This is a genomic window from Micromonospora sp. NPDC049275 (assembly GCF_043197115.1).
In the GTDB taxonomy this organism is placed as follows: Bacteria; Actinomycetota; Actinomycetes; order Mycobacteriales; family Micromonosporaceae; genus Micromonospora.
This window is the reverse complement of the sequence record NZ_JBICSN010000019.1, coordinates 62,654-82,860: the sequence shown is the minus strand read 5'-3', so window position 1 is coordinate 82,860 and position 20,207 is coordinate 62,654. Positions and strand designations below refer to the sequence as shown.

Here is a 20,207-nt window from a genome sequence, read left to right as displayed (position 1 = left end):
CGTGTACGTCTCCGCGCGCAGCGACTATGCGCTCCGGGCGATGCTCGCCGTCGCCGCCGCCGTCCGCGGCGGCGGCGACGCGGCCGGTGGTGGCACCAGCGAGTTGGTGAAGGCGGGCAGCCTGGCCGAGGTGCAGGAGATTCCGCTCAGCTTCCTGCAGGGCATCCTGCTCGACCTGCGCCGGGCCGGTCTGCTGCTCAGCCATCGGGGCGCGGAGGGCGGATACGCGCTGACCCGGCCACCCGAGGAGATCACCGTCGGGGACGTGCTGCGCGCGGTCGGCGGCTCGCTGACCACGGTTCGCGGACTGCCTGCCGAACGCGCCGGCTACCACGGGGTGGCTGCCGGGCTCACCGACGTCTGGCTGGCGGTGCACGGGGCGATCGCCACGGTGGTCGACAGCACCAGCCTCGCCGACCTGCTCAGCCGCACCACTACCGACCGGGCGTCCACGACGTCCTGACCACCGGGGCGGTGTGGTCGGGTCGGTGCCCCGCCGGCCCCGACCACACCCTCGTACCGATCCGGACCGGGCCTGCCCTTCCGCCGGCGCCGGTCGACCGGTCGCTCCTCAGCCCCGCTGCTCGACCGCCGGGCCGGAGCCCGGGTCGCCGGGACTGCGCAGCTCCACCAGACCGGCGGGAGCATTGCCCGCCGGGGTGGCGTGCCAGGGCGCGAAGGCCGCCACCATCGCGAGCAGCAACCCGGCGAGCCCGACCGCGACGACCAGGATCAGTTCACGCAGCGCCCCCGAGCCGGCTTCGCCCGCCATGGTCACCCCTCCCGCGCCGGGCCCCCCGCCCGGCTCCCCCCGGTGGTCAGCTTCGACCACACCGGGCCCGGGCACAGTCGGCCAGCCGACCAACCCACGGCTGATATTCGACTCGGATCAGCGGCCGGGCGGCGCGGGCGACCGGCCGCCACGACCGTCGGGGCGGCCGACCCGGGCGGAACCCGAACCATCCCGCAGACGAAACGACCCGCCCCGCCGAAGCGGGACGGGTCGGTGACGTGCGTGCGGGATCAGACGGTACGCGGGCGACGCGGACGACGGGAGCGGCCCGACGCGCGGTGCGCCGGGCGTGCGCCGCCGTCGGTGGCCGAGCCACCGGCCGCGCGGCCCCGGCTGACGGCCACCGGCGGAGCGGCGATCGTCACCGGCACACCGGACGGCTCGCGCGCCCCGGTGACCCGCGCCAGCGCCTCGTCACCCGAGCGCACCTGGACCGACTGCGGCCGGATGCCAGCGGTGGCCATCAGCCGAGACACGTCCCGGCGCTGCTCGGGCAGGACCAGGGTGACGACGGAGCCGGACTCGCCGGCGCGGGCCGTCCGCCCACCGCGGTGCAGGTAGTCCTTCGCCTCGGTCGGCGGGTCCACGTTGACCACCATGTCGAGGCCGTCGACGTGGATGCCCCGAGCCGCCACGTCCGTGGCGACCAGGGCGGTCACCTGGCCGTTGCGGAACTGCTCCAGGATGCGGGTGCGCTGCGGCTGGGACTTGCCACCGTGCAGCGCGGCGGCGCGTACGCCCTTGGAGAGCAACTGGCGCGCGAGCCGGTCGGCGCGGTGCTTGGTGCCCATGAACAGGATGGTGCGGCCCTCACGGGCGGCGATCCGGGTCAACGCGTCGGGCTTGTCGACCGCGTCGACGTGCAGCACGTGGTGGGTCATCGCGGTGACCGTGGCGGTGCCCGGGTCGACCGAGTGGGTCACCGGGCTGCTGAGGAAGCGGCGGACCAGCCGGTCCACGCCGCCGTCCAGGGTGGCGGAGAAGAGCATCCGCTGACCCTGCGGTGCGACCTGCTCCAGCAGCTTGGTCACCTGCGGCAGGAAGCCCATGTCGGCCATCTGGTCGGCCTCGTCCAGCACGGTGATCTCGACCTGGTCGAGCCGGGCGTCGCCACGGTTGATCAGGTCGTGCAGCCGGCCGGGGGTCGCCACGACCACCTCGGCGCCGGCACGCAGCGCGTCCGCCTGCCGCTGCAACGACAGCCCGCCGACGACCGTGGCGCAGCGCAGACCGACGGCCCGGGCGTACGGAGCGAGTGCGGTGGTCACCTGCTGCGCCAACTCCCGGGTCGGCACCAGCACCAGGGCCAGCGGGCGACCCGGCCGGGCCTTGCGGCCGGCGGTGCGGGACAGCAGGGGAAGCCCGAAGGCGAGCGTCTTACCCGAGCCGGTACGACCCCGGCCCAGCACGTCCCGACCCGCGAGCGAGTCCGGAAGGGTGGCCGACTGGATCGGGAACGGCTCGATGATGCCCTGCGCGGTCAGCGCGCTCAGCAGCGCCGGCGCCAGACCGGTATGGGCGAAAGACGGAATAACTGTGGTCACGCAGAAGCCTTCCTCGACGCGGCACGTGTCGAGGGAGGGCGCCGAAGTCGGCGCTGTCACCAGCGGCACAGGGCCGCCAGGACTCACAAGCACGAACCGATTAGGGTACGGGCCGGCCCGCCGCCGGGCCGCCGCCTGCTGGGCAGGTCGACGGCGGGGCGGGCCGGTCCCGTCACCGTCACACCCGGAGGGCGCGACGGGTACTACTGACCGATCCGAAGATCAGAGCGGGCGGATGTTCTCCGCCTGCGGGCCCTTCTGGCCCTGGGTCACCTCGAACTCGACCCGCTGGTTCTCGTCCAGGCTCCGGTAGCCGGAGGACTGGATCGCCGAGAAGTGGGCGAAGACGTCAGCGCCGCCGCCGTCCGGGGTGATGAAGCCGAAGCCCTTGTCAGCGTTGAACCACTTCACGGTGCCAATAGCCATGTGTTTCGTCTCCTTGACGGAACGTCGGACACGCACGTGTTGCGTGCCCGAAGAGGAGCGCTCCGCGCGGGAATGCGCGAATCGCCTGTCGCTTCTGGTCGCCCCGCCCGGAGAACTCCGGACACAACAAAGAGCGCCTGGGGCCACAATCCCGCCAGGCGCACACAGAGTCTCTGGTAACCAAAACTGCAACCCGGTCAACGTATCATGGTTTTCCCGCCAGCGGTCAATCTTGGGCGGAATCTTCGGGCAATCGGGCGATCATCGCCGTGAGCCCGGTCACGTCCAGCAGGTCGGCGGGCCGAACCGTCACGCCGTGCCGGACGTAGTGGAAGGCCGCCCCGACCCGGTCGACAGGCACGCCGGCCAGCTCGGCCCACGCCAGCCGGTACACGGCCAACTGCACGGCGGCCACGTCCGCCGCCGGCCCGGTCGGCTGCGCGCCGGTCTTCCAGTCGACCACGTCGAACCGGTCACCGGGGCGGGCGAAGACGGCGTCCATCCGCCCCCTGACCACGACGCCCGCGATCACCGTGGCGAACGGCACCTCCACCTCGACCGGCACGCGGTCGGCCCACTCGCTGGCCAGAAACCGCTCCTGCAACTCGACAAGCGCCTCGTCCGGTGCGGCGTCCGCATCCGCCGCGCCGGGCAGCTCGTCCAGGTCCAGCAGGCGGTCCGCGCCGAAACGCTGCTCCAGCCAGGCGTGGAAGGCGGTGCCCCGGCGTGCGTACGGGTTGGGCTCGGTGGGCACCGGACGGCGCAGCGTACGGGCCAGCGCCGCCGGGTCACGGCGCAACGCCACCAGCTGGGTGACGCTCAACTGCCCGGGCAGGGCCACCTCGACCGCGCCGGAGAGCCGGGTCAGCTCGGCCCGCTCGGCCAGCAGCAGATCCGCCTCGCGACGCCAGCGCGCCACCTCCGGGTCCGGCTCCGGCTCGACGGTCACCATCGGCCCCGCGACCACCGGGCCGACCGGGCCGACGCCCACCGAGCCGACCGGGCCGACGCTCACCGAGGCCGGGCCGTCGGTCATCAGGCGACGTACCAGCCCGGCCGCCTCGGCCAGCGCCGGCCGACGGCCACCCAGCGGGTCGGCCGGCCACTCCGCGCGCAGCACCACCTCGGCCGTCGGGTTCGCGGCGTCCGGGGCGGGCTCCGGTGCCCACGCGTCGACCAGGTGCCCCGGGCCGCCGTCCAGGCAGGCGTCGTACACCTCGCGCAGGAAGACCGACGGGCCCCGCGGCCGCTTCGTCCCCTCCCCCCACCAGTACCCGGAGCAGAGCAACAGCCGGCGCGGCCGGGTGACCGCCACGTACGTCAGCCGGCGCTCCTCCCGCTCGTCGTGGGCCCGCCAGGCGTCGGTGAAGTCGCTCACCGCCCGGGCCACGGCCCGCTGGTCGGCCGCCTCGTCGAGCGCCAGCTCGGGCAACCCGTCGGCGTCGCCGCGCAGCGGGAACGGCAGCACACCGAGCCCGCCGAGCCAGTGGTCGGAGTTGCGCGCCGGCCCGGGCCACGACCCACGGCACAGCCCGGCCACCGCCACCACGTCCCACTCCAGCCCCTTCGCGGCGTGCGCGGTGACCACCTGTACCGCGCCCTCCACCACCTCGACCTCGCCCGGGGCGAGACCGCGCTCCTCGTCCTCGGCGGCGGCCAGGTAGGACAGGAAACCGGAAAGCGTCGCGCCGGGCGTCTCCCCGCTGAAGCGCGCCGCCACGTCACCCAGGGCGTCCAGGTGCCCCCGGGCCAGGCCGGCGTCACCGGCGCCCTCGCGGCCGGCGCGCACCGCGACCTCCACGTCCAGGCCGATCGTGCGTTCGATGTCCGCGATCAGATCCGGCAGGGCCTGGTCCAGGCGGTACCGCAACAGGGCCAATTCCATGCCGTACGCGCGCAGCCGCGCGAACCCCTCCGCCGAGTACGCCTGCGCCGGGCCGAGGTCGGCCAGCGCCTCCACCAGGGTCGCCTCGTCCAGCAGATCGGGGCTGATCTCCGCGTTCTCGTCGGCGGCCACCTGGCGTCGAGCGTTGGCGATGGCCCGGGCCCGCCGGTGCAGTGCCACCAGGTCACGTGGCCCGATCCGCCAGCGGGCACCGGTGAGCAGCCGCAGCAACGCGGCCCCGTCGGTCGGATCGGCAAGCACCCGCAGCGTGCACACCACGTCGCGGACCTCGGGAGTGTCCAGCAGACCACCGAGGCCCACCACCTCCACCGGCAGGCCGCGCTCGCGCAGCGCCGACTCGATCGCCGGGATCTGACTGCGGACCCGGACCAGGACGGCGGTGGTCGGTCGCTGCGCCACCGGTATGTGCTCGGGCGCCGCGCCGGGCATCCGGGCCGCGCCGCGCCAGGCGGCGAGCACGCTGTCGGCGATCCACGCAGCCTCGTCGGCGTACGTGGGCAGCAGCGCGCAGTGCACTGTCCCGCCGGCCGCCCCGCCGGGGCTGCGGTGCGGGATCGGGTCGCGGACGGTAAGCGCGGAGCGCAGCTCCGGCACCCGGGCGCCGGCCGCGCGCAGCGTGGTGGAGAGTGCGTTCGCCACCCGGAGGATCTCCGGACGGTTACGCCAACTGGTGGTGAGCCCGAGCGCCGGGGCCGGCTCACCGTCGGCGCGGGCGAACTCGGTGGGGAACCGGTCCAGGGTGCCCGCGCTGGCCCCCCGCCAGCCGTAGATGGACTGGCACGGGTCGCCCACCGCCGTCACCGGATGCCCGCCGCCGAAGAGCGCGTTGAGCAGCACCACCTGGGCGTGGCTGGTGTCCTGGTACTCGTCGAGCAGCACCACCCGGAAACGGTCCCGCTCGATCTCGCCGACCCCCGGATGATCCCGGGCCACACGCGCCGCCCGGGCGAGCTGGTCGGCGAAGTCCATCGCCTCGAAGTCCTCCTTGCGCCGGGCGTACGCCCGCACCAGCGGCAGCAGGCGCAGCCGGGTCTGTTGCAGGGTGAGTGCCTTGCGCACGTCGGCGTACACCCGGCCGGGCCGCGACTGCACCTCGGCGAAGAACCGCCCGGTCCAGGCGGCCAACTGGTCCGGGGCGACCAGGTGCTCGTCCAGCTCCCCGGCGAGCGCCAGCACCGCGTCGGTGATGGTGCTCGGCATCCGGTCCACCTCGGACATGTCGCCGTCGTAGTTGCGCACCAGCAGGTCGACCAGCTGCCAGCGGGACGCCTCGGTGAGCAGTCGGGTGGACGGCTCGTAGCCGGCCCGCAGACCGTGCTCGGTAACGATCCGGCCGGCGTACGAGTGGTAGGTGGAGACGGTGGGCTCACCGGCGAGCGGGTCGTCCAGCGGGTCGCGACCCTGCCGGCCGAGGCGGCGGATGAGCTGGTCGAGCCGGGTACGGACGCGGTGGGCCAGTTCGCCGGCCGCCTTGCGGGTGAAGGTCAGCCCGAGGATCTGCTCCGGGCGCACGTACGAGTTGGCCACCAGCCAGACCACCCGCGCGGCCATCGTCTCGGTCTTGCCCGACCCGGCCCCGGCCACCACCAGCAGCGGCTCCACCGGGGCGGCGATGATCGCGGCCTGCTCCCGGGTGGGCGCCGGCAGCCGCAGCAGTTTCGCCAGCTCCACCGGGGTGTACCGGGGCCCGGAGTCCGCCAGCCGGGGCGTCGGCGCGGGGCCCGCGCCGAACAGGGTGGGCTGGGTCATGGATTCTCCGGAGGACGGACGGTCGGCGGCTCGACCACCTGGCGCCCCTGCCCGGAGACCGGGCAGCTGGTGCGCACCGGGCAGACCCGGCACTTCGAGTTGGCCACCGCGGCGAACGTGGCGGCTGCCATCGTATCGGCGGTCCGCCGGACCAGCGCCGTCGCCCAGCCGGCTGCCGGGCCCTCACCCGCCGCCGGCTGGTTCTGCTCCCGGGCATCCTTCGCGGAGGTGCCGAGCTGCACCAGCGCCGCGCCGCCGGACTCGTCGCCGAACTCGGCGAACGCGCCCGCCTCCACCGCCGCCTGGTACGCGCCGAGCTGCGGGTGCTCGGCCAGTTCGGAGCCGGTCACCGCTGTCGACTTGCCGGTCTTGAGGTCGATCACCACCAGCCGGCCGGCCTCGTCGACCTCCAGCCGATCGACCCGCCCGGCCAGGTCGACGGGGCGCTGCGGATCGTCCAGGCGGACCGCGAACTCGTGCTCGATGGCGAGCAGCCGGCGCGGGTTGGTGGCCAGCCAGCGGAGCAGCTTGTCGACCATCGCCTCGGCGCGCTCCCGCTCGGGGCCGGCCATCCACCTGGCGGCCAACTCGATCGCGTCGAACCGGGCGGCCACGTAGTCGAGCAGGGCGCCCCGGTCGGCGCTGGCGTCCTCGGCGAGCATCGCGGCGGCGTGCACCAGGTTGCCCACCCCCTGCGCGGTGCTGGTCGGACCGCTGCCGCCGTGCCGTTCCAGCAGCCAGCGCAGGCTGCACCGCAGCGCACTCTCCATCGCCGATGGAGTGACCCGCACCGGCGTCCCCTCGTCGACGAGCGGCCGGTCGTCGGAGAGCGCCCGCAGCCCCCACCAGTCGTCGGGGTGCGCGCCGGGCACACCGGCGGCGGCCAGCCGGGCCAACTCGACCGCCGCGGCGCGCCGCCGGGCCGCCGGCGCGGCGGGGTCGGTGATGGCGGTACGCAGTTCGGCGACCAACGCCGGCAGGGTGAGCGCCCGGGGCGGCCGGGTGACAGGCAACGCGCCGGGCTGATCCTCGTCGTCGTCCTCCCTGCTGGAGGCGGCGCCCCCGCCGCCGGTCGCACCATTGCCGGTCGCGCTGGTGGCGGCCGCGCTGGTGGCGGCCACGCTGGTGGCGGCCACGCCCTTGCCGGTCGCGCCGCCGTGGGCCTCGTCGCTGCGGGTCGCGCCGTTGCCGGTCGCGCCGTTGCCGGTCGCGCCGTCGCCGGTCGCGCCGTCGGCGGCGGTCGTGTCGCTCGGTGAGCCGGTGACGGACTCGCCCCCCGCAGGGCCGGAACGCGGACCGGGCGGCGTGCTCGGCGGGGTCGGCGGCGCGCTCGGGGGCGCGGTGGGCGGGGCGCTCGGGCCCAGCTCGTGCAGGAATCGGCTGGGCTGCTCCTCGTGGTCGTCACCGCCGACCGCCGCCGACGCCACCGCGCTGACCAGCAGGCGGTGCCGGGCCCGGCTGATGGCGACGTGGAAGAGCCGGCGCTCCTCGTCGAGCAGGGCAGAGGTCTGCCCCACCACGTTGGCCGCCCGGGCGCCGCCGACGGATCGGCCGGCCAGCACGTCGACGAGCCGCTCCGAGCCGAGCAGGCTGCCGCGCAGGCGCAGGTCCGGCCAGATGCCCTCCTGCACCCCGGCGACCGCGACCAGGTCCCACTCCAGGCCCTTCGCGGCGTGCGCGGTGAGCAGTCGGACCGCCGCGCCCCGGTCGGCGGTCGGTGCGATCGTGTCCGCCGGCAGGTCCTGGGCGAGCACGTGGTCGAGGAAGACCTCGGTGCGGGCGCCGGGCAGCCGGTCGGTGAAGCGGGCCGCCGCGTCGAAGAGCACCAGCACGGCGTCCAGGTCCCGGTCGGCCGCCTCGGCTCGCCGGCGGCGGGCCAGGTCGCCCTCGCCGGCCGCCGGCCGTCCCTGGGTGATCGCGCCGGCCCAGCGCTCGGCCAGCCCGCTGGCGTCCCAGACCTCCCAGAGCACGGTCTCGGCGGTCGCGCCGGGTTGCGCGGCGGCGTCCCGGGCGGTGGCGAGCAGACCGGCCACCGCCTGCGCCGGCTCGGCCCACCGCCTGTCGATGCCGGCCAGCTCCGTCGGGTCCTGCAGTGCCTCGACGATCAGCTCACCGGACGGGCGGCGGTCACCACCGGCCAGCGCCAGGGCACGCAGGCCCTGCCGGAGCCGCCGTTCGGCGAGCGGGTCGGCCCCGCCCAGCGGGGAGTGCAGCAGCGCGACCGCGGCCTCCTCGTCCAGACGGGCCGGCTCCAGCGCGCAGCGCAGCAGGAGCAGCAGTGGCGCGACCGCCGGTTGCAGGTGCAGGGGCAGGTCCTCGCCGTGCACCACGGTGGGGACACCGGCGGCGTGCAGCGCGCGTTGCAGGGTGGGCAACTGCAACGCGGTGGATCGCACCAGCACCGCCATCCGCGACCACGGCACGCCGTCGAGCAGGTGCGCGGCGCGCAGCGCGTGGGCGAGCCAGGCGGCCTCGCTGGTCGCCGACCGGAACGTGTGCACCTCGACCACACCGGCCGGCGCCTCCGGCAGCGGGTGCAGCCGGCGGTGCGCCATCGGACCGCGCAGCCGGCGGCCCAGCCGGGCCATCGCGGCGAGCAGGACCGGGCCGGCCCGATAGGAGGTGCTCAGCAGCACCTGGGCGGCCGGCGCGCCGGAAGCCGTCCGGAAGCGGTGCCCGAAGGTGGTCACTCCGGCCGGGTCCGCACCACGGAAGGCGTACGTGGAGGAGTCGGGATCGGCGAACGCGACGAGCGACTTGCCCCCGCCGGCGATGACCGAGAGCAGTTCGAGCTGGGCGGGATCGGTGTCGGCCAGCTCGTCGACGTACACGTGGGCGAGGCGGCGACGCTCGGCGGCCAGCAGCTCCTCGTCATCGCGCAGCAGACCGGTGGCGGCACGGACCAGCTCGGCCGGGTCGTACGCGATGGAGCCCCGGTTGCTGACGTCGCGCAGCGCGAGCACCGCTACGTACTCCCGCAGGAAGCGGGCGGCGGCCGGCCAGTCGGCGCGGCCGAGCTTCTCACCCAGCCGGGCCAGGTCGACCGGGCCCACCCCGCGCTCGGCGGCGCGCATGAGCAGGTCGCGCAACTGACCGGCGAAGGCCCGGGTGCGCAGCGCCGGGCGCAGATCGGTGGGCCAGCCGACCGGGTCGTCCTCGGGCTCCTCGCCGACCACGTCCAGCAGCTCGCGAATGATCAGATCCTGCTCGGGGCCTGTGAGCAGGCGGGGCGACGGCTCGCCGCGTTCGGCGGCGGCCCGGCGCAGCAGCCCGAAGGCGTACGCCGGGAAGGTGCGAACCAGCGGCTCGCGCAGCACCCGGTAGCCGTCCTGCGCGACCCGGGCCTCGATGCGTTGACGCAGTGCGGTGGCACCACGACGACCGAAGGTCAGCACCAGGACGCGTTCGGGGTCGACCCCCTCGGCGACCCGGGCGGCGACCGCCTCGACGAGGGTGCTGGTCTTGCCGGTGCCGGGACCGCCGAGCACCAGCATCGGCCCGTCGGTGTGCCCGACGACCTCGGCCTGCACCGGATCGGCCTGGAAGCCCGGGTCACCGCTCGCCGGCCCTGAGCCGCCGACGGAGTCCGGCTCAGCGGCGAGGGAGGCACCGCCGCCGACGGACGCACCGCCGCCGACGGGCAAGGTGCCGGCCCCGTCCCCCCGCGCCGGCCCGCCGGACCGTCGCACCAACCGGTACGCCTGCATCACCAAATCCCATCACGCCCATACGACACCCATCCGCCCCAACCTCACCCCATCCACCCCCGTCGATCATGTGGTTGGCGGCACGACACGCCGACGGCCCTGCCGCCAACCGCATGATCGGGGGTCCGGAGTCAGGGTAGGGCGGACTCCAGCGCTTTCAGGGCCTCGGGGACCGTGGCGACCACGGTCAGCAGGTTGCGGCCGGCGGGTTTGAGGAAGTGCTGGTCGGTGAGGCTGTTGAGCCAGTCCAGCAAGGGCCGGTAGAAGCCGTCGGCGTCGATCAGCACCATCGGCTTGGCGTGCAGGGCGAGGGTGGCGGTGGTCCAGACCTCGAACAGTTCGTCGAGTGTGCCGAGCCCGCCCGGCAGGGCGAGGAAGGCGTCCGACCTGTCGATCATCAGGGTCTTGCGGCTGGCCATCGAGTCGGTCACCAGCAGCTCGTCCGAGGCGAGGTCGGCGACCTCCAGATCGACGAGCGCCTGCGGGATGACGCCCACGGTGCGTCCGCCGGCGGCGCGGGCGCCGTCGACCACCGCGCCCATCATGCCGACGCAGCCGCCGCCGCTGACCAGCGTGTGCCCGCGCCGGGCCAGCTCAGCGCCGGTCTCGGCGGCGAGGTCGAGCCAGCGTTGGTCGAGGGTACGGGACGAGGCGCAGAAGACGCAGACCGCCGCCATCAGCCCTCCCGGGACCGGTCGGCGGCCTGCTCGGCGGCGGCCTGCTGGTCGGCGCCGGTGCGGGCGACTGCCTCGTCACGGACCGCGTCCTGTTCGACGGAGAGCGCCGCCTCGGCCTCGACGATGTGTCGGACGGCCGCGTTGACGTCGTCGGTGAGGCAGATCAGATCCAGGTCCACCGGGCCGATCTTGCCGCTGGCGGCCATGGTGTCGCGCAACCAGTCGAGCAGCCCCTGCCAGTAGGCGACCCCCATCAGCACGACCGGGAACCGGGTGACCTTGCCGGTCTGCACCAGGGTGAGCGCCTCGAACAGCTCGTCCATGGTGCCGAAACCGCCGGGGAGCACCACGAACGCCTGCGCGTACTTGACGAACATGGTCTTGCGGGCGAAGAAGTAGCGGAAGTCGATGGCCAGGTCGACCCAGTCGTTGATGCCCTGCTCGAACGGCAGCTCGATGCCGAGCCCGACGGAGAGCCCGCCGGCCTCGGTGGCGCCCCGGTTGGCGGCCTCCATCACGCCCGGGCCACCCCCGGTGATCACCGCGTAACCGGCCCGCGCGAGCGCGCCGCCGATCTCCTCGGCCAGCCGGCACTCGGCCGTGTCCGGGCCGCTGCGTGCCGAACCGAAGACGCTAACCGCCGGCGGCAGGTCGGCGAGGGTGTCGAAACCCTCGACGAACTCGGAGAGGATCCGCAGGGCCCGCCAGGCGTCCCTGGTCTTCCAGTCCTCGCGCCCGCGCGAGTCCAGCAGCCGCTGGTCGGCGGTGCTGCTCGGGATCGCCCCCCGGCGCAGCGTGACGGCGCCCCGGTGCCGCTCCCGCCCCGGGGTGCGGCCGGCCTCCCGCCCGTTGTTCTGGCTCATGCAGCAACCGTAGTGGAGCCGCACACGCCGGGGGCGCGGGCTACGGACGCCGGGAAATAGTTCGCGATCAAGGGCAACTATTTGGCTTCCCCGTACGTCTTACTATTCACATACCGGGTATGCCCCGGCGCGCGCCTTCGGGGGAGGAGACAGCGTGATCAGCAACAGCGAGATGATCCGGATCCGTCGACAGATGCAGCGGCGGATCCACGACGTGGTGGCCGAGCGCCGCCGCACCCGCGATCTCGACCCCGCCCTGTCGTCCGCCGCCGCCACCACGGGATCCGGAGCCGATCAAGAGGTTCGCGCCGCCGACAACGGGCCAGGCTGACGCGAACCTCTTGATCGCCGGAACGGGCCGACCGGAGCGGTTCCGACCGGGTCAGGCCGGGGCGAGCCAGCGGTGCAGGGTCGCCGCGCCGTCACGGATCTTGCTGATCTCGACGTGCTCGTCGGGGTGGTGGGCGAGGTTCGGGTCGCCCGGGCCGAAGTTCAGCGCGGGGATCCCCATGGCCGCGAACCGGGCCACGTCCGTCCAGCCCAGCTTGCCGATCGGCGCGGCGCCGACCGCCGCCAGGAACTCCTTCGCCGGGGCCGCCTCCAGGCCCGGCGCGGCGCCCGCCGCGGTGTCGGTCACCCGTACCTCGAAGCCGGCGAACACCTCACGCAGGTGCGCCTCCGCCTCGGCGGGGGTGCGGTCCGGAGCGAACCGGTAGTTGACCTCGATCTCACAGAGATCGGGGACCACGTTGCCGGCCACGCCGCCGTTGATCCGTACCGCGTTCATGCCCTCGCGGTAGTCACAGCCGTCGATGGTGACCCGGCGCGCCTCGTACGTCTGGAGGCGTCGCAGCACCTCACCGGCGGCGTGGATCGCGTTCACCCCGTGCCAGGAGCGCGCCGAGTGGGCGCGTACGCCTGTCGTGGTGACCACCGACCGCATGGTGCCCTGGCAACCCGCCTCCACGATGCCGTAGGTCGGCTCCAGCAGGACCGCGAAGTCCGCCTCCAGCCACTCCGGGAACGCCTGGGCGACGAGGTTGAGCCCGTTGTACCGCGACTCGATCTCCTCGGCCTCGTAGAAGAAGTACGTCACGTCGTAGCGCGGGTTGGGCAGCGTCACCGCCAGGTGCAGCGCGTACGCGGTGCCGGACTTCATGTCGGAGGTGCCGCAGCCGTACATCAGGTCGCCACGCATGGTCGACGGGAAGTTGTTGTTCAGGGGCACCGTGTCGAGGTGCCCGGCCAACACGACACGCTGCGACCGACCGAGGTCGGTGCGCGCCATCACCGTGTTGCCGTGTCGGTGGGTGGTCAGGTGCGGTACGCCCCGCAGCACCTCTTCGACACAGTCGGCGATCGCCTTCTCGTTGAGGGACACGGACTCTATGTCGACCAGAGCGCGGGTCAGCTGCACCGGATCGGCGAGGACCTCGGGGGTCAGCGGGTTCTCCATGAATCGCACGGTACCTTCAGGTCTGTAAGCGCGAGGAGCGAGCCGAGGTCAGCTCGGCCGTGACCGAGAGGTGTAACAGTGACGTCCGCAGATTCCGCCTGGGGCATCGGCCTGGCCACGGTCACCGCCGACGAGCAGGTGCTCGACACCTGGTACCCGACCGGCAAGCTGGGCCTGGGTGAGCTGCCGCTGGTCTCCGGCGAGGACAAGGCGGACGTGCTCGACCTGCCGCCGGCCGCGCTCGGTGACCGGTCGCTGCCTGGTCTGCGTACCGTCCAGGTGGTCACCGTGATCGGCTCGCTGGACGACCCGATCAAGGACGCCTCCGACGCGTACCTCCGGTTGCACCTGCTCTCGCACCGCCTGGTGCGACCCAACCAGCTCAACCTCGACGGCATCTTCGGCAAGCTGGCCAACGTGGCCTGGACGTCCGCCGGGCCGTGCCCGCCGGACCGGGTGGACGAGCTGCGGGTGATCGAGCGCGCGGCCGGCCGGCACCTGTCCGTGTACGGGGTGGACAAGTTCCCCCGGATGACGGACTACGTGGTGCCCTCCGGTGTGCGGATCGCCGATGCCGACCGGGTCCGTCTCGGCGCGCACCTGGCCGCCGGCACCACGGTGATGCACGAGGGCTTCGTCAACTTCAACGCCGGCACCGTGGGCACCTCGATGGTGGAGGGGCGCATCGTGCAGGGCGTGCTGGTCGGCGACGGCTCCGACGTCGGCGGCGGCGCCTCGATCATGGGCACGCTCTCCGGTGGCGGCACCGAGAAGGTGAGCATCGGCGAGCGCAGCCTGATCGGCGCGAACGCCGGTGTCGGCATCTCCCTCGGCGACGACTGCGTGGTCGAGGCGGGCTGCTACATCACCGCCGCGTCGAAGATCACTCTGCCGGACGGCCGGGTGGTCAAGGCCCGGGAGTTGTCCGGCGTCGACGGCCTGCTGTTCTGGCGCAACTCGGTGAACGGCGCGTTGGAGGCCCGGCCGCGCACCGGCCGGGGCATCGAGCTCAACGCCGCCCTGCACGCCAACGACTGACGGACCCGCCGGGTCCGCGGCACTCGGCCGCGGACCCGGACGGGGTACGCCTCAGCGCAACCGGTACGCCTGGATGATCCGTTGGGACACCGTGTTGCCGGCGGTGTCCCGAGCGGTGGCCCGCAGCGACACGTAGCCGGCACCCGCCGGATGGCGCAGCACTGCCAACCAGCCATCGCCGGAGGCGCGGACCAGCGTCGCGTTGCGCCAGGTCTTCCCGCCGTCGTACGAGACGTCGACGGTCAGCTTCTCCACCCGGGCGGCCGGAGCGCCGGGCTGCCGCTGCACGCGCACCGGAACGACGAAGCCCTGACCGGCCGGAGCGCTGTTGTCGGCGCGCAACGGAGGCGCGAAGCGCACCGCCGACAGGGGCAGCCGGGCCGGCGTGTCACCGTCGACGTGCCCGGACCGGAAGGTCCAGGTGGACTCCAGCTCGGTGCTCAGGTCGGTGACGCTGCGCTTCGCCGACGTGACGAGCCGGTAGTTCCCCGTGCCGGGTGGCACGGTGAACTCGCCGAAGCCGGAGTACTCGCTCTCGCCGACCAGTTTGCCGTCGCGCCAGAGCTCGGTCCGCTCGCTGTCGACAAGTGATGCGCCCGGGTGCCCGGCGGCGTCGCTGAACATCGGCAGGCCGACCAGGATGGTGTCACCGATGCGGGTGACGCTGTCCTCGGGCCAGCGCGGCGCCGGGAACGACGGCCCGTACGGGGCCTGGTTCCAGGTCTCCTGCACGGTCCGCCCCGCCCGGTACGCGGTCGGGACGGAGAAGAGCGCCGTCTGTGGGTTCAACCAGCCGTCCTCGTCCCGCGTTCCGAAGTAGATGTCGGACTCCCACTTCACGCCCCTGGTGTTGTAGTGCTCGACCCGCTGACCGGGAACGGCTGTGGGCAGGACCAGAGCGGAGCCGCCGACGTTGTACTCCAGCACGGGGTACACGGTCCGTTCGGCCTCCAGCCCGGGATCGCCACCGCGGAACTGGTGCACGACGGTGGCCAGGTCCCGTCCGGAGTAGTTGCGGACGAACCCGGTGGGCAGCCGGCCCGGGATCGCTTCGGCCAGCGCGTACAGGTAGGGACTGCTGGCGGTGTCCGGCTTGATCCACTGGCTGCTGATCGTGGAGACGAACCGCTCGTCGGAGACCGGCTTGCCCAGTTGACCGCTGGTCAGGCCGGTGAACGTGTCCGCCCAGATCCCGATGGTGTATCCGCTGCCGTCGTCGGCAGTGAAGTTGCCACTGACGTCGACCAGCTCCGGGGTGGCGCCCCGCTCGGGGATTGTCGCGCGCACCGGCTTGGTCCGGCGGGCGTCCACCACGATCCGGGTGTCCCGGTCGACTGTCAGCTCGGGCTGCGCCAGCACCGACATCGCACCCTGCTCATCGTCCGGTGCGGGCTCGAAGATGAGGCTGGCCAGGCCGTAGTGCCCCTTGGGCACCCGCACGGTGGCCACCCCGTCGGGGCCGTAGAGGTCCCACCAGGAGAAGCTGTCCAGGCCGACCAGGCTGCTCGAATGCTCGGCGGCACGGTCGCCGGCACGGTTCAGGTGCTCCACGGTCAGCGTGTAGCTCTCCACCTCCCGGTGCACGGCCAGCGGGGTGACCGCGACCGTCGTCCCGGATCGGGCCACGATCCGCCCGGTCCAGTAGCCGTCGGCGTCGCCGAGCCGGGTGTTCGCGGTGACGGTCGTGGCGGCCGTGCCGCCCGCCGGCACGGTGAGGTGGTTGGTGCCCAGGACGAACAGGCCGGCCGGTAGCGCGCGACCGTCGGGGCCGGCGCCCTCGACGCCCAGGTCCACGGTGACCGGGGCCGGACCGTCGTTGCGCCAGGTCACCGTGCGGGTGATCGGGGTGTCGTCACCGTGCGGCCAGAGCGTACGCCCGAACGAGACGCTCACCGGATCGGTGGTGATCTGCTCGGTGATCGCGTGCGCGACGTCGACCCGCCCGGCGCCCTGCTGGTAGGCGGTCTGGTCCGGGTGTGGCTTGGCCGCGGCCATCAGGGTGGCCTTGAGCCGGTCGGCCTGCCATCCCGGGTGCTGCTGGGCCAGCAGCGCGGCGGAACCGGCCACGTGCGGGGTGGCCATCGAGGTGCCGGAGAGGGTGACGTAGCGGTCCCCCACCGGGTCACCGATGACGCCGGTGGCGGACCGTGCGGCGACGATGTCGACGCCGGGGGCGGTGATGTCCGGCTTCAGCGCGTCGTCGCCGATCCGCGGGCCCCGGCTGGAGAAGTCGGCCAGCTTGTCGTCACGGTCCACCGCGCCCACGGCGAGGGCGGCGTCGGCAGTGGCCGGGGAGCCGACCGAGCCGTCCGCGCCGTCGTTGCCGGCGGCGAGGACGAACAGCGTGCCGGTCTGCGCGGTCAGGGTCTGCACCGCCTCCTCCAGCGGGTCGACCTCCGGGGTGTCCCAGCCGCTGAGGCTCATGTTGACCACCGCGGCGTTCTTCTCCACCGCGGCCCACTGCATGCCGGCGAGGATCGCCGAGTCGCTGCAGCCCTGGTCCTCACAGACCTTGCCGTCGAGCAGCGTCGCGTCCGGCGCCACACCCCGGTACTTGCCGCCGGAGGCCGCGCCGGTGCCGGCGATGGTCGAGGCCACGTGGGTGCCGTGGCCGACCGTGTCCCGAGCGTCGGGGGCCTCGCTGAAGTTGCGTGCCTCGGCCACCTTGCCGGCCAGGTCCGGGTGGGTCGCGTCGACGCCGGTGTCCAGCACCGCGACGGACACTCCCTTGCCGGTGAACCCGGCCGCCCAGGCGGCCGGTGCGCCGATCTGCGGCACGCTGTGGTCGAGGGTCACCCGGCGGCGGCCGTCCAGCCAGATCCGCTCGACGCCCCCCGCCGCGTCGACGCGGGCCCCGGCGGGAGCGGTCGTGACCGTCGTCCAGACCGCGCCGAGGGAGGACTTTCCGGTGGTCAGGGCGGCGCCGCGAATCGCCGGCAGGTCACGGGTCACCCGCGTGCCGGGCAGCGCGGCCTGGGTACGGCGGGCGGTGCCCGTCGAGCCGTACGACACCAGGAGCGGCAGGGTGTCGCGGTGGGCGTCGTCGTAGCGCGCCTCGACCAGCCCGGTGACGTCGAACAGTCGCCGGTCCACCCGGCCCGAGCGCAGCAGCGGCAGCGCGTCCGTCGGTGTCACCGAGAGGCGCCCGTGCTGGCGCTGGACCAGGAACCGCACCCCCTCGCGGCCGGGGCCGCGGTGGACCGAGGCGCCGGCAGCCGTGACCGTGACCCGGTCACCGGTGATCAGCGTGACGGTGGTCGAGCGGTTGGCGATGGGCCCAGCCGAAGTGGACTGTTTGCCGGCGCCGCCCGGCGGGGCGGGTGCGGCGGATGCGGGGACCGGCGCGGAGAGCGCCAGCGCGGACACGAGGCCGAGAGCGGCCAATCTTCTTGCCTGGTGCAACGGATCCTCCTCGTCAAGCGTCTTGATGTACGGGAGTCACATTGACAACCCAGAATTGCATACCGGGTATGCAAAAAGAAGGCCGAAAGATGACGGACCCGCCACAAGTCGACTAAGCAAGCCGGCATGATCGAGCGGTGACCTCCATGAAGGACAGGATGCTCGCCGGCGAGCCCTACCTGGCCGACGATCCCGAGCTCGTCGCCGACCTGGACCGGGCCGCCCGGCTGATGGAACGCTTCAACACCAGCTCCGCGGCTGATCCGGTGGCACGACTCGCGGCCCTGCGCGACCTGCTCGGCGACCTGGGCGAGGACACCTCGATCCGCCCACCGTTCTCCTGCGACTACGGCTGGAACATCCGGATCGGCCCGCGCAGCTTCGTCAACTACAACGCCATCTTCCTCGACGTCGCGGCGATCACCATCGGCGCGGACGTCCAGATCGGACCGAGCGTCCAACTGCTCACGCCCACCCACCCGGTGGAACCCGACCCGCGTCGCGACAAGTGGGAGGCCGCCAAACCGATCACCATCGGCGACAATGTGTGGCTCGGCGGCGGCGCGATAGTGCTCGCGGGCGTGACGATCGGCGCGAACACAGTCGTCGGCGCCGGCGCGGTGGTGACCCGCGACCTGCCCGCCAACGTGGTCGCCGTCGGCAACCCGGCCCGACCGGTCCGCGAACTCGACTAGGAGAACCGCATGGGCACGATCCACATCGACCTGTTCGCGACACTCGACCTGGTGGCCCAGGCGCCGGGCGGCCCGGACGAGGACCCGGAGGGCTTTCCGTACGGGGGATGGCAGGCGCCGCTGTTCGACGAGACGGGCGGCCAACAGGTCATGGAGGGCATGCAGGGCATGGACGCGCTGCTGCTGGGCCGCCGGACGTACGACATCTTCGCCGGGTACTGGCCGCAGCAGGGTGAAGGGATCGACGGCGACATCGCCACCCTGTTCAACCGCATCCCGAAGTACGTCGCCTCACGGGGCAACCCGGACCTGGGCTGGGCCGGCTCGACCCAGCTGGGCCCCGACCTGGGCAGCGCCGTATGTGAGCTGCGGGACAGGCACGAGAAGATCCACGTGATCGGGAGCCTCAACCTGGTCCAGACGCTCCTGCGCGAGCGCCTCTTCGACCGGCTCAACCTGTGGATCTTCCCCATCGTGCTGGGAGTCGGCAAGAAGGTGTTCGACGGCGGGGCCGTACCCGCCAACCTGACCCTCGTCGAGCCGCCCGCCACCTCCACCACGGGCGCGGTGCTGCTGCGCTACCGCCTCGACGAGGGGACGCCCGCGACCGGGGACATGACCCGCGACGACCGCGGCCAGTGAGAGCGGGCCCGCTCAGGCCACCGACGGATCGGGCAGGCGGACCACCAGGTCCGCCCGGTCGGCCGTGGGAGTGACGCGGGCCGCGTTCGCCTCGTCGCTGCCCAACGCCCAGGCCCGTGCCTGCTCCGGCGACCGCCCGTACGCCTCGTGCCGGGCGGTCAACCGGCGCTGGCGCAGCTCGGCGTCCAGGTCGAGGAACCACACCTCGTGCAGCAGCGTCCGGACCTCCTGCCACGGGAAGTCCGGAACCAGCAGATAGTTGCCCTCGGTCACCACCAGGCGGACCGACGGCGGCACCTCGATCGCCCCGGCCACCGGCTCCTCGATCTCCCGGCGGAACTCCGGCGCGTAGACCGAGGTCGGCTCCAGCCGGCGCAACCGGCGCAGCAGCGAGACGTACCCGTTGGCGTCGAAGGTGTCGACCGCGCCCTTGCGGTCGGCGCGGCCCAACCGGACCAGTTGCGATTGCGCCAGGTGGAAGCCGTCCATCGGCACCAGCCGGGCGCTCGGCCCGACCTCGGCGACGATCCGCTCGGCCAGGGTGGACTTCCCGGCGCCGGGCGCCCCGGTGATGCCGAGCAGTTGTCGCGGGCCCGCGTCGGCAAGCGACAGCGCCCGCGCCACCAGCTCGTCGACGGCCAGCACCCGGGCCGGCGGCATCAGCCCAGCACCGGATCGCTGATCGTGAACCGCGCCTGCACCGCCGCCTGCACGGTCTGCGGCTGGGGGTCCAGCTCCAGCTCGGGCACCCCGCCGCCGGCGCCGACGTCGAACCCCGCGCGGGCGAACATCGGCCGGTCCCCCGGACCGGCGTCGGCCAGCTCGATCAGCGCGGTGACGCGGGCGCCGAGCGCCTCCGCGTACTCCCGGGCGCGCAGCAGCGCATCGCTGATCGCGGCGTGCCGCGCCTCGCGGTACGCGGGGCTGTCCGGGCGCAGCTCCCACCAGGGACCGGACACCGAGACCTGGTCCTGGTCGGCCAGCCGGAGCATCAGCTCACCGAGAGCTGTGAAATCGGTGACGGTGACAGTCGTGGTGACGCTGCCCAGCCAGCCCACCACGCGCTCGCCCGAACGCTTGGTCTGCGGCCGGACCCACAGGTCGCCGGCCTCCCGCCCGGCCACCGCCGGCTCGGAACCGTCCAGCAGCACCCGGACGGCGGCGGCCCGCTCGGCGAGCTGCGTCAGCGTCGCCTCGCGATCCCGACCGCGGGCCGTCACGACGACCGCGAACCGCGCCAACTCGGGCGGCACCTCCCGGGTCACCTCGCCGCGCACCTGCACCACCGGGCCGTCCGTCGCCATGCCTT

At 73.6% G+C, this 20,207-nt stretch carries 16 protein-coding genes; 5 read left to right on the top strand and 11 right to left on the bottom strand.

From position 1 onward, the window contains the following. Window position 1: 1 nt before the first annotated feature. Window positions 2-463 (top strand): RrF2 family transcriptional regulator, encoded by a 462-nt coding sequence (locus ACGFIE_RS31525; RefSeq protein ID WP_393301642.1) that lies wholly within the window; start codon window positions 2-4, stop codon window positions 461-463. Between the two features lie 108 nt (window positions 464-571). On the opposite strand, the gene ACGFIE_RS31520 is transcribed toward ACGFIE_RS31525, so the two are convergent. From ACGFIE_RS31520 to ACGFIE_RS31490, 7 genes are all read right to left on the bottom strand, one after another. Continuing rightward, window positions 572-772, bottom strand: a complete 201-nt coding sequence (locus tag ACGFIE_RS31520) for a hypothetical protein (RefSeq protein WP_393301639.1) — start codon at window positions 770-772, stop codon at window positions 572-574. A 251-nt stretch (window positions 773-1,023) separates the two neighbouring features. Next, complete coding sequence (locus ACGFIE_RS31515) at window positions 1,024-2,337, bottom strand: DEAD/DEAH box helicase (protein ID WP_393301636.1); 1,314 nt, start codon at window positions 2,335-2,337, stop codon at window positions 1,024-1,026. Between the two features lie 222 nt (window positions 2,338-2,559). Continuing rightward, entirely contained in the window at window positions 2,560-2,763 is a 204-nt protein-coding gene (locus tag ACGFIE_RS31510) for a cold-shock protein (protein WP_007464836.1), read from the bottom strand. 226 nt (window positions 2,764-2,989) lie between these two features. Further along, on the bottom strand, window positions 2,990-6,418 hold the full coding sequence (locus tag ACGFIE_RS31505) for an ATP-dependent helicase (protein WP_393301634.1): 3,429 nt from the start codon (window positions 6,416-6,418) through the stop codon (window positions 2,990-2,992). After that, entirely contained in the window at window positions 6,415-10,125 is a 3,711-nt protein-coding gene (locus tag ACGFIE_RS31500) for an ATP-dependent helicase (protein ID WP_393301631.1), read from the bottom strand. The genes ACGFIE_RS31505 and ACGFIE_RS31500 overlap by 4 nt, the downstream gene beginning before the upstream one ends. A 131-nt stretch (window positions 10,126-10,256) precedes the next feature. Then, window positions 10,257-10,802 carry a TIGR00730 family Rossman fold protein gene (locus ACGFIE_RS31495; protein WP_393301628.1) on the bottom strand — a complete coding sequence of 182 codons (546 nt, stop codon included), beginning with the start codon at window positions 10,800-10,802 and terminating at the stop codon, window positions 10,257-10,259. Further along, window positions 10,802-11,665, bottom strand: a complete 864-nt coding sequence (locus tag ACGFIE_RS31490) for a TIGR00730 family Rossman fold protein (RefSeq protein WP_393301625.1) — start codon at window positions 11,663-11,665, stop codon at window positions 10,802-10,804. The genes ACGFIE_RS31495 and ACGFIE_RS31490 overlap by 1 nt, the downstream gene beginning before the upstream one ends. A gap of 154 nt (window positions 11,666-11,819) precedes the next feature. Between ACGFIE_RS31490 and ACGFIE_RS31485 the strand changes: the two genes are divergently transcribed. Beyond that, complete coding sequence (locus tag ACGFIE_RS31485) at window positions 11,820-11,996, top strand: hypothetical protein (RefSeq protein WP_393301622.1); 177 nt, start codon at window positions 11,820-11,822, stop codon at window positions 11,994-11,996. 51 nt (window positions 11,997-12,047) lie between these two features. Here the strand turns inward: ACGFIE_RS31485 and dapE are convergent, their stop codons facing one another. Beyond that, complete coding sequence (gene dapE, locus ACGFIE_RS31480) at window positions 12,048-13,121, bottom strand: succinyl-diaminopimelate desuccinylase (protein WP_393301620.1); 1,074 nt, start codon at window positions 13,119-13,121, stop codon at window positions 12,048-12,050. Window positions 13,122-13,199: 78 nt separating this feature from the next. On the opposite strand from dapE, the gene dapD reads away from it, so the two are divergent. Continuing rightward, a complete protein-coding gene (gene dapD / locus ACGFIE_RS31475; RefSeq protein ID WP_393301617.1) occupies window positions 13,200-14,159 on the top strand; it encodes a 2,3,4,5-tetrahydropyridine-2,6-dicarboxylate N-succinyltransferase in 960 nt (319 codons plus the stop codon). A gap of 51 nt (window positions 14,160-14,210) precedes the next feature. Here the strand turns inward: dapD and ACGFIE_RS31470 are convergent, their stop codons facing one another. Continuing rightward, a complete protein-coding gene (locus ACGFIE_RS31470; protein WP_393301615.1) occupies window positions 14,211-17,561 on the bottom strand; it encodes a S8 family serine peptidase in 3,351 nt (1,116 codons plus the stop codon). Between the two features lie 137 nt (window positions 17,562-17,698). Here ACGFIE_RS31470 and ACGFIE_RS31465 point away from each other — a divergent pair, with 137 nt between their 5' ends. After that, window positions 17,699-18,256, top strand: coding sequence for a sugar O-acetyltransferase (locus tag ACGFIE_RS31465; protein WP_393301612.1), 558 nt, complete (start codon window positions 17,699-17,701; stop codon window positions 18,254-18,256). A 9-nt stretch (window positions 18,257-18,265) separates the two neighbouring features. Beyond that, on the top strand, window positions 18,266-18,898 hold the full coding sequence (locus tag ACGFIE_RS31460; RefSeq protein WP_393301609.1) for a dihydrofolate reductase family protein: 633 nt from the start codon (window positions 18,266-18,268) through the stop codon (window positions 18,896-18,898). 12 nt (window positions 18,899-18,910) lie between these two features. On the opposite strand, the gene ACGFIE_RS31455 is transcribed toward ACGFIE_RS31460, so the two are convergent. Next, on the bottom strand, window positions 18,911-19,558 hold the full coding sequence (locus ACGFIE_RS31455) for a nucleoside/nucleotide kinase family protein (protein ID WP_393301606.1): 648 nt from the start codon (window positions 19,556-19,558) through the stop codon (window positions 18,911-18,913). After that, entirely contained in the window at window positions 19,558-20,202 is a 645-nt protein-coding gene (locus ACGFIE_RS31450) for an SIMPL domain-containing protein (RefSeq protein WP_393301603.1), read from the bottom strand. The genes ACGFIE_RS31455 and ACGFIE_RS31450 overlap by 1 nt, the downstream gene beginning before the upstream one ends. Window positions 20,203-20,207 lie beyond the last annotated feature (5 nt).